The organism is Phormidesmis sp. 146-12, assembly GCF_052939495.1.
The window spans coordinates 1-15,504 of record NZ_JBJPHS010000040.1 but is presented as its reverse complement, the minus strand read 5'-3'; the positions used below and the strand labels follow the sequence as shown (position 1 = coordinate 15,504).

Below are 15,504 nucleotides of genomic sequence, written 5' to 3'. Positions count from 1 at the left end.
AGACTGGGGGATTTAGGGGGCGAAGCGGACTGGAACGGAGCGACAAAAATCTGTACAAAAATCTGTTCATGACTCATTTAGGATTGCTATATATGACTCGACGCATCTTAATTATTGACGACGAAGAACGCATTCGAGAAGTGGTAAGAGCCTGCTTAGAGGATTTGGGCGGCTGGCAGACCACGATCGCTGCATCGGGCCAAGAAGCACTGACCCAAAGCGCAGCCTACCCGATCGACGCAATTTTGCTCGATGTCTCAATGCCCGACATGGATGGCTATCAACTGTTTGCCATGCTTCAAAAAGATGCGGCAACTAAAGCTATTCCGGTTATCTTGTTAACGGCTAAAGTGCTGTCTGACGATCGCCAACGATTTGCTCAAATGGGCGTAGCAGGCGTGATCAGTAAACCGTTTAATCCAGTGACGATTTGCGATCGGGTAGCGGCAATTCTCAACTGGACAGACTAGAACTTCCTCCAGATAAACTAATGAATCGGCGCTCACGACAAATTGAACTCTATTAAAGATCGCTCAATTTAATATCCAAACAACACTCGAAGTTTCTTAGCTTATTGAACTTTTTGAAATTTGGCATACCAATCTCTGAGTATTCATTAAAAGTGTTCATTAAAAAACGGTGCGATCGACTTTTGTGGAGTTGATCAATCAAGTTGATCAATCAAGCAGCAGTTTTAATGGTGTCTATGTTGATCTCAACCTAAAGAAGGCAACGCTCGATCGCGTTCCTCTATTCATAGGCGTAGAGAATCATCCTTTCTAGGTAGATTCATTTCACGCTGATTTTATTTTTAAATGGTTTCCTATTGAGTAGGGATGCCACTAACCCTGAAGGCCTTGACTCTCCAGCTTGATAGAGAGTTGAGAATGAAACTGTTCTATAGCTCACTCAGCACTAAATATGAAATCCTTACTCTTCAAAGTTAAATTTTTAGACCGTGAACTGAACGCGATCGCACCTCAAGCGTCGAGGAGAATGGTCGCGATCGCTTCGCTGCCCTTCGTATTCGGGGTTCTGACGGCTTGTTCAACGCCTTCAAATTCATCTGCAAATCCTGCAACTAGCGCTCCAGCCGCCAACACAATGCCTAGCATGAATCACGGCATGGATCACGGCAAGATGAACCACAACCTGATGGATTTAGGCCCTGCCGATGCCAATTTTGATTTGCGCTTTGTCGATGCCATGACTCCGCACCACCAAGGAGCCGTCGAAATGGCAAAAGAAGCCCAGCAGAAATCAAAGCGCCCAGAAATCAAAAAGCTGGCAGCCGATATTATCAAAGCACAAGACGAAGAAATCGCTCAGATGAAGCAATGGCGGCAAGCCTGGTATCCCAAAGCAGAAAGTACTCCAATGGCGTATGACTCCAAAATGGGGAAAATGATGCCGATGTCGTCTGACCAGATGAAAGGCATGATGATGAACATGGATTTGGGAGCCAGTGATGATCAGTTTGATTTGCGCTTTATCAATGCGATGATTCCCCACCATGAAGGCGCAGTGATGATGGCAAACGATGCATTGAGTAAAACCAAACGTCCAGAAATTAAACAACTTGCTCAAGAGATGGTCTCTTCTCAACAAGCAGAAATTGCTCAGATGCAGCAGTGGCGCAAAGCTTGGTACAACCAGTAGTCAGCCTAAGAGCATGGTTTAAAGGTAATCATTCATCGCCTTCCTCACGGGCGGATGACAACCGAAACAAAGAGACTCTTTACTACTTTTAGAACCTCCTCTAAACCTGATTCAGCCCTTTGGGTTAACGCTGGACGATTTCATCATCAAGGAACTTCTCAATGGCTCATCTATCTCAGCACCCTCATCGCCTCAAAACTGTCCGCTCTATTTCTGGAACGCTTCTCGGCTTGCTGCTGTTGGCGGCTCCTGTTCATAAATTGTTGGCTCACGGCGGACATGGCGATGAGTTTCAAGGCGGCAGCCAGCCAGGGCAATCTGTGGGTGCGATTCAGGTGGATGCAGAAACGGCAAACCGGATGGGATTGAAGGTGGAGCCTGTGAGCCGTCAGCAACTGGCATTTGGGGTGAAAGCGACCGGGCAAATCGAAACGCTGCCCAATCAACAAGTTGAAGTGACGACTCCAGTCACAGGAACCGTGCTTCGACTGTTTGCGAAACCTGGCGATCGCGTCAACCTTGGTCAACCGATCGCCTTGATGACGAGTCCAGAGTTGGCAGAGCTTCGGACTACGGCACTCGATCGAGGCACTGAAGCCACCTCAGCCGTTCAACACGCAGAAGCCGATCTGCGATTAGCTCAGAAAACCTATGCCCAACAGCAAAAAATTGCAGAAGCAGAGATTCGACAGGCCCAAACCGAATTAGGCTTCTCGCAAGAACGCTACGATCGAGATCTCGAACTCACCAAAACTGGGGCACTCCCTCGCCGCACTGCGCTCGAATCTCAGACCAAACTCGCTGAGGCGAAAGCTGCATTTGCCAAAGCTCAAAGCCGTTTATCCGTTTCTGAAGCGGAGGCTCAACTACAACGCGCTCAGTCTGCGGTAGAAATGGCACAGTCCAAAGTGCAACTGAGTGGACAAACCTACCAAACTCGCCTGCGACAATTAGGCGCGACTGCCAACGAGGACGGCACGATTACGGTAATGGCTCCGATTTCAGGCATCGTTGTCGATCACGAAACGACGATCGGAGAATCGGGGCAAGATGCGGGCAAACAGATCATGACGATCGTGAATGGCAATCGTGTGCAAATTGCTGCCAACATCTACGAGAAAGATCTGAGCAAAATTCAAGTTGGGCAACGAGTTCAGGTTAAGGTGAATGGCTTGCCAAATCGGTCGTTTACGGGGCGTATCGGCACGATCGGCGCAACTGTTGAGGGAGAGAGCCGCATTGTTCCTGTAAAAGCTGAAATCGAGAACTCAGATGGCGCACTCAAACCAGGAATGTTCTCTGAGTTAGAAGTATTGACCGATCAAACACCCGTTGCAGTGTTAGCTGTTCCGGCTTCCGCGATCGTACAAACCAACGACAAGAAGACCGTCGTTTTTGTGCAAAACGGCACTGCCTTTCAACCCACTGAAGTTAGTTTAGGTCAGCGTTCTGGCAATTTTGTTGAGATCAAAAATGGGGTCTTTGATGGAGATCGGATCGTGACTCAGAGAGCCAGTCAACTTTATGCTCAATCTCTACGCAGTGGCACGAAAGCTGGAGATCATCCGACAGATCCCACTCAAGCTGTGACCCAAACTAGATTCTCGCTACCCTGGTGGGTCATGCTGCCCTTGGGAAGTGCGATCGCAGGAGGAATATTTTGGGCAGGAACCTACTGGGCAGGTCGCCGTAGTCGAGTTGCTCCGGGTCTGATCAAAGACTCCCGCTTTTATGACGCTGAAATACATTTTGACCGCGCTCATTCGCCAAACAGTCAGCATTCCGCTGGAGCCATCGAAGAACAACCAGACTCTACTCGCCCTCGTTAAGTAAATTATGCTCAGTTCGATAATTAAGTGGTCGATCGCGCGGCGTTGGCTCGTTGTCTTAGGTGCCCTCATTCTCACGGTCTGGATTTTTCTCACGATTATTAAGATGCCGCTGGATGTGTTTCCAGCGTTTGCCCCGCCCCAGGTTGAAATTCAAGTTGAAGCGCCAGGACTTGCGCCAGAAGAAGTCGAATCGCTGGTGACATTGCCGATCGAGAGTGCGCTGAATGGCACTCCGGGGGTCAGTGTGGTTCGCTCTTCGAGTGCGGCAAGTATTTCGGTTGTGAGAGTTGTCTTTGACTGGGGAGCCAACATCTATCAAGCGAGGCAGCTTGTCACCGAGCGATTGCAGTCTGCTCAAAATCGATTGCCAGAAGGTGTCGAACCCCCACAGATTGCTCCGATTAGCTCCCCGATCGGGACGATTCTCAGCTATTCTTTCACCTCCAAAACTACGGACTTAATGGAGGTGCGCCGCATTGTTGATTGGCAAGCTACGAACCGTTTGTTAGCCGTTCCAGGCGTGACGCAAGTGATCGCGTTTGGTGGCGATGTGCGGCAATATCAAGTCTTGGTTGCGCCAGAGAAACTGAAAGCCTTTAACGTCTCTTTACAGGATGTATCGGAAGCCGTTGCTGCTGCCAATGTGAATGCTCCCGGTGGTTATTTGGTGACTCCCGATCGAGAAAAGCTAATTCGAGGAATTGGACGCATCGAAGACATTGAAGCCCTTAAAGAATCCGCGATCGCAACCCGAAACGGCACGCCAATCAGAATTACCGAAGTTGCAGAAGTCAAATTAGGAGCGGCAGTCAAACGCGGGGATGCCAGCCTCAATACTCAAAAAGCGGTTGCGATCGTTATCAACAAACAACCTCAAGCCGATACGCCAACCGTAACTCGTGCGGTTGAAGCCGCCATGCAGGCGGTTAAAGCAGGCTTACCTAAAGATATTGAAATCACCCCGACCTTTCGCCAGGAAACCTATATCGATGCTTCGATCGAGAACGTTCGCAGTGCGTTAGTCGAAGGCAGTATCATCGTCGCCATTATTCTGATTCCGTTTCTGATGAATTGGCGCAATCTGGCGGTGTGTCTAACTGCTCTGCCGCTTTCATTACTAGTTGGCGTGCTGGCGCTCAATTGGCTAGGACAGGGACTCAACACCATGACCTTGGGCGGGTTGGCGGTGGCGATCGGGTCTGCGGTGGATGATGCGATCGTAGATGCCGAAAATGTTTACCGCTGCTTACGAGAGAATAAATATTCGCCGAATCCGCGTCCGGTTTTAGAGGTGGTGTTTGAAGGCTGCCAAGAAGTGCGAGATTCAGTGTTTGGAGCCACGATCATTACGGTGGTGGTCTTTGCGCCGATTTTTGCGCTAACGGGCGTGGAAGGCAGCATTTTTACGCCGATGGGAGTGGGGTATTTAGCAGCAGTACTGGCTTCTAGCGTGATTGCCTTGACGGTAACGCCTGCCCTCTGTGCCATTCTGCTGCCTCATGGTCGCCTTCCTGAACGCGAACCCTGGGTCGCCCGTTTTTTTAAGCGGCTTTACTATCCGTTGCTCAGACTTTCGATGCGTCGATCGACTCTGATTTTAGGGGGTGCTGCGGCAAGTCTGGTGATTGCTGCGATCGCAGTGCCTTCGTTTGGTCGAGTCTTTCTCCCAGAGTTTCAAGAGCGATCGCTGGTCAACACGCTTTTGCTTTACCCAGGTTCCTCTCTAGAAGCCACCAACAGCGCAGCGTCTGTACTAGAACACAAGCTCAAAGACGATCCCAGCATTCAATCGATTCAGGTTCGGTCTGGACGGGCAGCGGGTGATGCGGATGCGGCAGGCGTTAATTTAGCTCATCTTGACGTGGAGTTGAGTGAGGAGGGTATGAAAAACCGTAGAGCAGCGGTTGAACGGGTGCGTGCAGAATTCGGTAAGGTGCCGGGAGCCGCGCCCAATGTAGGAGGCTTTATTTCTCATCGGATGGATGAAGTGCTGTCGGGTGTCAGAAGCGCGATCGCGGTCAAAATATTTGGTTCTGACTTAGAACAACTGCGATCGCTCGGACAGCAAGTAAACCAGGTGATGCAATCGGTTGAAGGCGTGATCGATTTGCAGCTTGAACCTCAAGTTCCTGTTGAGCAAGTTCAAATTGAGTTTAATCGATCGGCGGCGGCTCGCTACGGGTTAACGGTGGGGCAACTTTCAGAAACGATTGAAACGGCTCTAAACGGACGAGTGGTTTCTCAAGTCTTAGAACAACAGCAAACCTTTGATCTCGTCGTGTGGCTAACACCAGAGGCTAGACAGAGCTTAGAGACGATCGGTAATCTTCTAGTAGATACGCCGAATGGCAACAAAATTCCTTTAGCGCAAGTCGCAACCATTCGCGAGGGAACAGGGCCAAACACAATTAATCGTGAAAATGTCTCTCGCTTGATCGTGATTGCGGCGAATGCAGAAGGAAGAGCGTTACGCGCTGTAGTGAACGATATTCAGGCAAGAGTAAAGCAACAGATTCAAATTCCACCCGGTTATTACATCCAATACGCTGGACAATTTGAGGCGGCAGAGCGAGCCACTCAGAATCTTTTGATTTTTAGCGCGATCGCATTCGTCGTGATCACCGTCATCATGTATTTATCTGTGAAATCGATTCCTTCTACGGCTGCCATTATGATCAACTTACCATTGGCGCTGGTTGGAGGAGTGATTGCGGTTGCATTGACGGGAGGAATTTTGTCGATCGCGTCTCTCGTTGGTTTCGTCACCCTATTTGGCGTTGCCACTCGCAACGGACTTTTGTTAGTCGATAACTACAATGCAAAGTTTGCTGAAGGGATGCCGCTCAAAGACCTGTTGATTGAGGGGTCGATGGAGCGACTAAATGCAATTTTGATGACTGCCTTTACGTCTGCATTGGGATTAGCGCCGTTGGTGTTTGTAGGAGGTGCGGGCAAAGAGATTCTTCAACCGTTGTCGATCGTGGTACTGGGTGGGTTATTTACCTCGACTGCTTTAACTTTATTGGTAATTCCAGCGTTATATGCCCGTTTTGGCAAAGTCCTAATGCCCAAGCAGACTTCTCTTTCTAGAGAAGAGAATCAAGAGGTTGGTTCTGAAAAGGCTGTAGGCTACAAGGCTTGACCAAGTTAGATTCTAGTATTGAAGGAGCTATCTCGGATCGAACTGTTTACCAATATCCATGTTTAATTCAACGTCAGTTCGATGAACGCTTCGCTTCGCTTTTAGATCCAGGAACGCCCCCTAAATCCCCCACGAGTGAGGGACTTTGAACCAGAATTCCTCTCTTAAAGTCCCCCAAAATTGGGGGGTTGGGGGGCAGAAGCTGTGAACAACGAAGCGGAAAACCTCTTATCGAATTCACGTTAATTCAGGAGCTAACTCATGAAATCTTTCAAGTCTTTCTCGATCGTTTTTGCAAGCTTCGGACTTCTTTTTTTAAGCGCTTGCAGCACTGGCAATCAAACCGCAAATCCGGGGAGCAGTCCCGCGAGTCCGATCGCTTCATCACCTGTCAATGAATCCAAGTCCGCATCGCCCAAAAAGCATTCTGGAGCCAACCAAGGTGGACAGGTCGTTGAATCAGGTAATTATCATTTAGAGTTTGTTCCAGAAAAAGAAGCTGAGGGCACTCATCTGGATTTCTACTTGCAGAAAGGCGACAATCACGAAGCTGTTCCAAATGCAAAAGTCACGGCTCAAGTGCAATTGCCCGATGGAACTCAGAAGTCTTTAGCCATGAAGTACGATGCACAAGGCAAACACTATAAAGCCCTACTGCCTGGAACGATCGCTGGAGAATACAAAGTTGCCATTTTGACAGACATCGCTGGCGAAAAAGTGAATGGTCGCTTTAGCTTTACCAAGTAGACTCCGACGACAAACCACGATCGAGTGAAATAAGCTACAACGCCTGTTCTAAATCTAGCCAAGTCGTCAAATCTGCGATCGCTGAAAAGTCCAGCAATGCCAATGCTAAGGCTTCGAGTTGGCCGAGACTGAGAGCAGAAATGCGATCGCGCTCTACTTGAGAGAGTTGTCCGACTCGTTGTTCTAGTAATAAGAAGACCAGCGATCGTTCCCCTTCCTGTCGTCCTTCCTGTCGTCCTTCCTGTCGTCCTTCCTGCCGTCCTTCCTGCCGTCCTTCCTGCCGTCCTTCTTCCAAAATGTCCTGATAAATGACTGACTCGCGCATGATGTCCTCCCGAAACAATTGACGAATCAAACCCTTCTCAAATTTTAACCCAGCGAGAATCTGGGTGTACGTAGAAATCTCTTGCCGTTGCGTCGGCTCTAGCTGATTGACCTGTTGTACAACTTGAAGGAGTAGATTTTGGGGCTGTGATGTAGCGGCAAGCGCAGCGAGAGGAAGCAAAGCCGGGTCATTGAGCAGCCGTTCGGGATCTTCTTCCCACAACCGGATCACGCGATAGTCATGACGGGTGGTTGCGGAAACGAAAGCAGTCTCGATCGTCGTTGGATCAGCAGGAGGAAGAAGCAAAACCACAACTTGAGTAATCGGCAGTCGATGGAGACGATGCAGCCGTACCCAGTAGTCCAGCATCCGCAGCGGAAGTGGTGGATTCGATTCGAGCTTGGTTTGAAATTCGAGATGGAGAAGTTGCCCTTGTAGCTGCAAAAAGGTGACGGAATCAGCGCGAATTGGTTCGATGCTAAGTTCGGTTTTGGGCACTTCAACCGCGACTTGAGAGGTGCCAAGTACCCAACTGGCAAAGCGGGCGGGATGTTTTTCGGAAAGCAGTTTGCAGAGATTATCAAACGACATTGGACGGCGGACTCAGTGGTCATAGCTTACCAGAGCGATCGATCTGAGGTTAGAGGTTTGTCTGAGAAGCCGTTACAAACATTGGAAGAAGTGTTAGTTTGACTGTAGACAATCTCAGTGAGTTGGGTTGATTCAAACTTATTAATTAGGTGAGGGGACGATACCTCTATCCTAGAAGTAGTCAGAATTCTGGGTCGATCGAGAAAACTTTCATGCGGATACTGCTCGTCGAAGATGAACCGGATTTGGGGGCTGCAATTCAGCGGGTTTTGAGCCGAGAAAAATACATTGTAGATTGGGTTCAGGATGGTGCAAAAGCTTGGGACTACCTCAATGATCAGCAGGTTCACTATACGCTGGCGATCGTCGATTGGTTACTTCCAGGGCTGTCTGGTATCGAACTTTGTCAACGACTGCGCTCGCAGCACAATTCACTACCCGTCCTGATGCTAACGGCAAAAGACCGCATGGAAGATAAAGTGATGGGATTGGATGCCGGAGCCGATGATTATCTCGTCAAACCTTTTGGCATGGCAGAATTGCGGGCACGACTGAGGGCACTACAGCGACGATCGCCCCAACTTCAGCCATCCCAACTCCAAGTCGGCGATCTCATGTTGGATTACAGTACTGCCACTGTTTCCACTCAAAGTCTTCAAGCACAACCCCAAGCAATTCCCCTGACCGCTAAAGAATTTCAGCTTTTAGAATATTTTATGCAGCATCCCAACCAGATTCTCACCCGTGACCAATTGATGAATCAAGTTTGGGATCTGCAATCTGATCCCACTAGCAACGTTGTCCCCGCGCAAATTCGCCTTCTCCGCCGCAAGCTCGCCGAGTATGGCTGTGAAGGACTCTTGGAAACTGTTTACGGATTGGGCTATCGCCTCAACGTCACGAGGTAGACACCCAAGATGATGAACCAAAGCAAACTGTTTAATCGAACACGCTGGCGATTAGCGGGCTGGTACACCGGAGTCATGAGTTTGATTCTCGCGCTGTTTGGAGTGGCTGCCTATCAGTTGTTGACCGAAGCCCAGTGGTACGCTCTGCATCAAGAACTAGAATCTGTAGCGGGAACCCTTCACGATGGTCTAGAGCCAATGCTCAAACAGCCTGGAGTCATCGACGATCGCGCGGCTCAACTCTTGCCAGGATTGTGTTTAACGCCATCAACTTGTTCTGATTCTGAACGATCGTCCACTCAACATCGGCATATTTTAGGAGCCGTGCAGCAAGAAGGTTCCTATGTGCGTTTCTTAACTCAATCTGGACGGCTGATCGCAACGGTTGGACAACAACCCCAGGGGCTGCCAGTCACCCAACAACAAACGCTTTGGCAAACGTTAGAGAATCCTGAAGGCAAACGCTATCATCAGATCGCTTTGCTGCTAAAAAACGATCAGAATCGTCCCTGGGGCTATATGCAGGTGGGTCGATCGCTGCAAGAGTTCGATCGCTATTTAGCAACCCTGCAAGTTATTTTCTGGCTTGGACTGCCGCTCACAATGCTCGTAGTGATTGCGGCAAGCTGGTGGTTAGCGGGATTGGCAATGCAACCTGTCTATCAGTCTTATCAACAAATTCAGCAGTTTACAGCGGATGCGGCTCATGAGTTACGAACGCCATTAGCGGCAACAAGCGCAACCATTGAATCGGTTTTAGAACTCGAAGAATTATCAGAAACCGAAGCTCGCAACACACTACAGACGATCGAGCGTCAAAACAATCGCCTTGCTCACCTCGTTCAAGATTTGTTGTTGCTCTCTCGAATGGATCTTCAAGTTCTGCCTGTAAAACATCAACCGTGTTGTCTAAATAGCTTGCTGACTGATGTAGTAGACGAATTTAGTGCAATGGCGATGGCGGCTAACATTCTACTCACACTTGAGGTTCGATTTCGACATTCGATTTATGTATTGGGTAACGAAGAACAACTTTTTCAACTTGTCGCAAACTTACTCACCAATGCCATCCAGTACACTCCTATGGGTGGAAAAGTCGCCGTGTCTCTAGATAGCGATTCTACTCAAGCGGTCATTCAAATTCAAGATACGGGGATTGGAATTGCGCCGGAGGATCAGTCTCGCATCTTCGATCGCTTTTATCGAGTTAGCTGCGATCGCTCTCGTCAAACTGGAGGCGCTGGGTTAGGGTTAGCAATTGCCAGCGCGATCGCTCACGCGCATGATAGCGAGTTGCAGGTTCACAGTGTTTTAGAACAAGGCAGCACATTCAGGCTTCGATTAGCTCTAGCAGGCCTTCAAGTGTGAGACGGTGACGCTGTAGCTTCAAAATCTAACTGATTTAACGTCAATTCGATGAACTCTTCCGCTGCGGTTATAGATCCAGGCAGCCCCCTAAATCCCCCACGAGTGAGGGACTTTGAACCAGAGTTCTTTTCTTAAAGTTCCCCAATTTTGGCAGCTTGGGGGGCAGAAGCCGTGAACAACGAAGCGAAAAAACTCTCATCGAACTGACGTTGATTTATTTTCGAACGGAAAGCAGCGAGTCTAAGCGATCGGCGTAGCCTGTTAGTTCTACATAGCCTTTTCCGGTGAGGGGGCGATCGTTTTGCAGTCCTTTAAAGGCAACGGCTCCTTCCCAGTAGGTTGCGGTTTGGGTTTTGAGTTCTTGGTTGGGCATGAGCGGCTGTGCTTGTAGGGTCAAGTTGAGTTTGGGGATGGCGATCATCCATTTGGCGGGGTAGACTGCTTTGCTGTTGGGGCTTTTCCAGGTGTTTAGGACGTTGACTTGATAGTCTTGGGCGGTTAGGGGAGTGGTTGTGCTGTCAGCCGCGATGAAGGTGCCCGCCGACGTGGGTTCCAGGGTACCGTCTTCGTGACGCAGCAGGTAAAGCATTAGAGCCGTTCCGTTATCAAACTGCATTGAGAACCAATCCCAGCCCACTGTACCTGGTGCTAACGAACTGGTGGAATATTCGTGATCTTTCCAGGTGATGCCTTTGACGGTAAAGGGCTGTCCTTTGATGGCGATCGTTCCCTCAGTCGGCTGCTGCACCAGAGAATAGTAGTAAGAAGCGTTTCCGGGTTCGAGTCCTTTGATGCTCAAGCCGCGATCGCCCTGCAACACAGGTGGACGGGTTTGTTCAACCGTTAAATCTAAAGTTACATCTGGAGTTTGAGCTTGAAGCCGAACTTTTCCGGGTGCAATCTCTGTCGCTGACCAATTTTCTAACCAGACGTGATAGGGTGCGACAGCGGCCCCTGCAAGATTGACCCGGCCGCGACTGAAGCGATCGTAAGGGTAAAAAGCCTGTTGAGCCACATCGCTGACGGTGAAATGGGCTGAATAAATTTGATTGCCGCGCCAGTGAGATTGGGAGGATTGAGAGTCGGAGGATTGGGGTGCGATCGCTTGCCGAAAAAAGGTGAGTTGGTAGCCAAACGATCGACCTTCCTCAGTTTCTAGGTTGCCTGTGTAGTACCACCATTCGGTCTGGTAGTCTTCGTGGGGGCCAAAGTCTTGAGGAAAGTGCCAGTCTTGAGGAGCCGTTGCTTTCTGAAATTTGGACGTGTCAACGGGAGCGTCTTCTAGCCAGGTCAGTTGAGTCGCCTCAGCCGGAAATGGAAACAGAAAAGTGAAGCAGACGCAGATTGATAAACATAAAAGCTTGAATCGCTGGAGCATAAAAACTAAGGTTCCAAATGATTGAATTGAGAGCAGCAAAGTGATGTAAATTCGATGAATCTTTTCGGTTCGGTTTTAGATTTGGGTTGCCCCTAAACTTCCTACAAGTGAGAGACTTTAAACCAGAACTCTTCTCTTAAAGTTCCCCAGAATTGTGGGGTTGGAGGGCAGAAGACTTCAACAACGAAGCAAAAAAACGAATCAAACTCACATCAAAGTGACCCCTTGCGGGTAACTCGAAGCGATCAGAGTAGAGAACATCAACCTCATTCCTGACGAATCGCAGCAGAGATATTCATGCGACCGAGACGAAACGCTGGGTAGATTCCAGCTAACAATGCAGCAACGATCGCGACTAACAATGCTTGCCAAAAATATCGTCCTTCTAGCGCCATTTGCAGCGTCCACCCAAACGATCGCACATTGATCACATAGATGAGAATCCACGCCAACGCATATCCCAACGGCATCGCAAACACACCCGCCATCGTCCCCATCAACCCCGTTTCTAGCAGCATCAAGGCACCCAGTTGGCGCGGAGCCATCCCCGTCGCGCGGAGAATTCCTAGTTCACGAGTGCGTTCAAGTTGCAGGCTCATCAACGTGCTGAGAACGCCAATAAAGGCAACGACCACCGCCAACAATCTCAAAGCATCCGTAATGGCAAAGGTACGATCGAAGATTTCTAATGAACCTTGCCGCAAACTGCGATTGGACTGCACCAATAAGCTTTGTTGTCCCTTAAATCGGGTACGAATCGACTCGACGATCGCATCCACCGAGGTATTGGGCGCGACGAATAACCCCAGAGACGCAATGCTGGAATCGTGCCAGATCGCTTCATATAAATCGTTGTCGAGAATGATCGTGCCGCGATCGGACGAGTAATCATAAAACACCGCTAGAACCGGAAAGGAGCGATCGCCCTCCGGAGTTTGCAGCGTGATCGATTGAGGAGGCTCGGCTAAGTTTTCTCGCAAGATCAGCGCTTCTGAAACGATCACTCCTTGACCTGCATCCAGCGCATCCCAGGGATCTTTGCCCAAATCTTGGCGAATCCAGGCGTAAGGACGTTTGCCCTGAGAGACATCGCCATCGGCAGAAATCAGCTTGACCTGACGATGAAAATCAACTACCTCAACATCGGCATCGTTGTAGCTGACGGCTTTCTTGATTCCAGGATGAGTTTTGAGGGCAGCAGCCACTAGGGGATCAAGCTTGCCCAAAACGCGGTTGGCCGTGGTCGATGGCGGCGACACGTAGATATCTGCCTGCAAGGTTTGATCCAACCACTGCACTACGGTTCCGCGAAAGGAACCCACCATAATCGACACGCCGACAATGACAGAGACGGAGACCATGAGAGCCGCGATCGCCACCGAAGTCCGGCTAAGTGAACGCAAAATATCACGCGGGGCTAACCGTCCAATTACGCCCAAAAACTGCTGGCCCACAGGTGAAAAACTCTGCATCGCCAACGTCACTAGCGGCGGAGTTAACAACGCTGCCCCTAATAGAACGGCAAACAGTCCTGCGAACGCTGCGACTAATCCGGCGGATTGCCATTTTAATAACGCAACCCCCAACACAGTCGCCGTAAACCAGGCAAATACCAATGTCGGTAATAGTTTTTGCACTCTTCCTTCGAGGGTCGATCGCTGAAGGGTCAAACTGGGCGGCGTATTCATTGCTTCGATCGCAGGCACCGCAGAGGCAATCAGTGAAGAGACAACCCCGATCGCTAACCCTTTGACGATCGTACTTTGCGCCAGCGTTACTTGTTGAACGGTGACCACAAAATAGAAATCGTTGATTGTCTGAGTGATCAAGCCGACGATACTGCGACCTAACACAATCCCCAACGCTACGCCTAACAGGGAACCGATCGTACTAAAGATTGCTGCCTCACCCAAAATTAACGTGAATAACTGTCCTTGAGTTACGCCAATACATCGCAAGATTCCAAAAATGGGACGACGTTGGATCACACTAAAGGTCACGGTGTTGTAAATCAAAAACATCCCGACGACCAACGCTAACAGACTCAGGGCCGTTAGATTTAATTCAAATGCGGCCGTCATCTGCTGAACTGCATTTTTCTGCGCCTCAGCCGTTTCTAGCTTGAGATCATTGGGCAACAGAGCCGTGATTTTAGCTAACTCTTCAGGTTGATCGACGATCAAATCAATCTGATCCAATCGCCCTACCTCTCCCAAAATTTCTTGTGCGGTGGCAATGTCGGCAAACAAAAAGTTACTCAGTGCCCGCCGATTCAGCGAATCATTGGTTTCTAATAACCCAATCACTTGAGCTGATCGCGCCTGTCCTGCTACATCCAAATGCAGCGTATCGCCCAAAGCCACCCCATACTGCATGGCCGTCTCTTTGGAAAGCACGATCGTATTAGGCTGCATCAAAAACTGCGTAAAGCCATTTCCACTGCTGCCAATATCGCTAAAATAAGCTCGAAAAGGAGACTCTGCAAACAAATCAACGCCCACCAAGCGCATCGGCTGATCGCCCAATTCACTTGTCCGCACATATCCCTCGACCACAGGCGCAGACGGCAAACTCACCGATCGCTTCACCTGAGCATAAACCGATTCGTCGATGCCAGTGGGGGCGATCGCGACAATCCGATGAGTTGCCCGTCCCGTAATCGCATCCGTCGAAAGTGAAAAGGCGCGTTGAGCGGAGCCGTTGGCCAGGTCGATCGAGACCATCATCGCCACACCCAAAGCAATTCCCAAAACGCAGAGGACATACTGCAAAGGGCGCTGTCTAAGTCGCTGCCATGCCAACCGCCAAAGCGGACGATTAGACACGATCGTGGAGTCTTGAGAATTCATTGATACCATGCCTACTCTGGAGAACCAAGATTTAGAGTAGCAAGTCTATCGATGGTTTGTATCTAAGCGGCTGAGATTGTCCTTGATCGCCGCCAACCAGCATGAATTCGATAAGATAATTTGCTTTGGGTGATAGCGTCGGGTGTCTTCTCGATCGCCCACCACTGAGGAATTTTGAATCGCAAATCTCGTCCAGAAGTCCCCCAGAATTGGCAGCGTGGGGAGCAGAAGCGCTAAACAACGAAACGAACAACCTTTATCAGGATTCCGTTAATCAATCTAAAGACAATAACGAGCATGGAGGGATTCGAACCCCCGACCCTCAGAACCGGAATCTGATGCTCTATCCACTGAGCTACATGCCCTCTCGTTACTCTGGAATTATATCATCTTAACGTGAATTCGATGGGAGTTTTTCGCTTCGGTCTTCAGCGCTTCTGCCCCCAACTCCCCAATCTGGGGGACTATTAGAGACTATTCTTCGTCCAAAGTCCCTCACTCGTGGGGGATTTAGGGGGCTGCCCGGATTTGTAACGGCAGCGAAGGATTTCATCGAATTCACGTCATCTTAAGTCGATCTCGAAGAGATATCTGCTCTAGCATGATCTCGAAGAGATATCTGCTCTAGCACGATCTCGAAGAGATGTCTGCCTGGTTGCCTGACAGAAGTAGGTGAAACCCAACAAACACGAGGAAATTAGTGAA

12 protein-coding genes and 1 tRNA gene are annotated in these 15,504 nt (G+C 49.5%); 8 read left to right on the top strand and 5 right to left on the bottom strand.

Features of this window, described 5'->3' with window-relative positions; translation table 11 throughout:
* Window positions 1-470: response regulator (locus ACKFKF_RS17450; RefSeq protein WP_446868850.1), on the top strand; the 470-nt coding region annotated here is incomplete at its 5' end.
* Between the two features lie 169 nt (window positions 471-639).
* Window positions 640-783 carry a hypothetical protein gene (locus tag ACKFKF_RS17445; RefSeq protein WP_446868849.1) on the top strand — a complete coding sequence of 48 codons (144 nt, stop codon included), beginning with the start codon at window positions 640-642 and terminating at the stop codon, window positions 781-783.
* 197 nt (window positions 784-980) lie between these two features.
* Here ACKFKF_RS17445 and ACKFKF_RS17440 read toward each other — a convergent pair whose 3' ends face one another.
* A complete protein-coding gene (locus ACKFKF_RS17440) occupies window positions 981-1,115 on the bottom strand; it encodes a hypothetical protein (protein WP_446868848.1) in 135 nt (44 codons plus the stop codon).
* Between ACKFKF_RS17440 and ACKFKF_RS17435 the strand changes: the two genes are divergently transcribed.
* The 4 genes from ACKFKF_RS17435 (at window position 1,105) to ACKFKF_RS17420 (ending at window position 7,380) form a co-directional block, all read left to right on the top strand.
* Window positions 1,105-1,659 carry a DUF305 domain-containing protein gene (locus ACKFKF_RS17435; protein WP_446868847.1) on the top strand — a complete coding sequence of 185 codons (555 nt, stop codon included), beginning with the start codon at window positions 1,105-1,107 and terminating at the stop codon, window positions 1,657-1,659. The two genes, ACKFKF_RS17440 and ACKFKF_RS17435, sit on opposite strands and share 11 nt — an antisense overlap.
* 161 nt (window positions 1,660-1,820) lie before the next feature.
* Window positions 1,821-3,488 carry an efflux RND transporter periplasmic adaptor subunit gene (locus tag ACKFKF_RS17430; RefSeq protein WP_446868846.1) on the top strand — a complete coding sequence of 556 codons (1,668 nt, stop codon included), beginning with the start codon at window positions 1,821-1,823 and terminating at the stop codon, window positions 3,486-3,488.
* 7 nt (window positions 3,489-3,495) lie between these two features.
* Entirely contained in the window at window positions 3,496-6,633 is a 3,138-nt protein-coding gene (locus tag ACKFKF_RS17425; RefSeq protein ID WP_446868845.1) for an efflux RND transporter permease subunit, read from the top strand.
* A 261-nt stretch (window positions 6,634-6,894) separates the two neighbouring features.
* A complete protein-coding gene (locus ACKFKF_RS17420) occupies window positions 6,895-7,380 on the top strand; it encodes a hypothetical protein (RefSeq protein ID WP_446858097.1) in 486 nt (161 codons plus the stop codon).
* 34 nt (window positions 7,381-7,414) lie between these two features.
* On the opposite strand, the gene ACKFKF_RS17415 is transcribed toward ACKFKF_RS17420, so the two are convergent.
* Entirely contained in the window at window positions 7,415-8,296 is an 882-nt protein-coding gene (locus tag ACKFKF_RS17415; protein WP_446868844.1) for an Rpn family recombination-promoting nuclease/putative transposase, read from the bottom strand.
* A 212-nt stretch (window positions 8,297-8,508) separates the two neighbouring features.
* Between ACKFKF_RS17415 and rppA the strand changes: the two genes are divergently transcribed.
* A complete protein-coding gene (gene rppA / locus ACKFKF_RS17410; protein ID WP_446858099.1) occupies window positions 8,509-9,204 on the top strand; it encodes a two-component system response regulator RppA in 696 nt (231 codons plus the stop codon).
* A gap of 9 nt (window positions 9,205-9,213) precedes the next feature.
* Window positions 9,214-10,572 carry a two-component system sensor histidine kinase RppB gene (gene rppB, locus ACKFKF_RS17405; RefSeq protein WP_446868843.1) on the top strand — a complete coding sequence of 453 codons (1,359 nt, stop codon included), beginning with the start codon at window positions 9,214-9,216 and terminating at the stop codon, window positions 10,570-10,572.
* 214 nt (window positions 10,573-10,786) lie between these two features.
* On the opposite strand, the gene ACKFKF_RS17400 is transcribed toward rppB, so the two are convergent.
* The 3 genes from ACKFKF_RS17400 to ACKFKF_RS17390 all read right to left on the bottom strand — a co-directional run bounded on the left by ACKFKF_RS17400 (window position 10,787) and on the right by ACKFKF_RS17390 (window position 15,164).
* Entirely contained in the window at window positions 10,787-11,950 is a 1,164-nt protein-coding gene (locus ACKFKF_RS17400) for a lipocalin-like domain-containing protein (RefSeq protein ID WP_446868842.1), read from the bottom strand.
* Window positions 11,951-12,216: 266 nt separating this feature from the next.
* Entirely contained in the window at window positions 12,217-14,799 is a 2,583-nt protein-coding gene (locus tag ACKFKF_RS17395) for an ABC transporter permease (protein ID WP_446868841.1), read from the bottom strand.
* 292 nt (window positions 14,800-15,091) lie between these two features.
* Window positions 15,092-15,164 (bottom strand) — tRNA-Arg (locus ACKFKF_RS17390).
* Window positions 15,165-15,504: the final 340 nt, after the last annotated feature.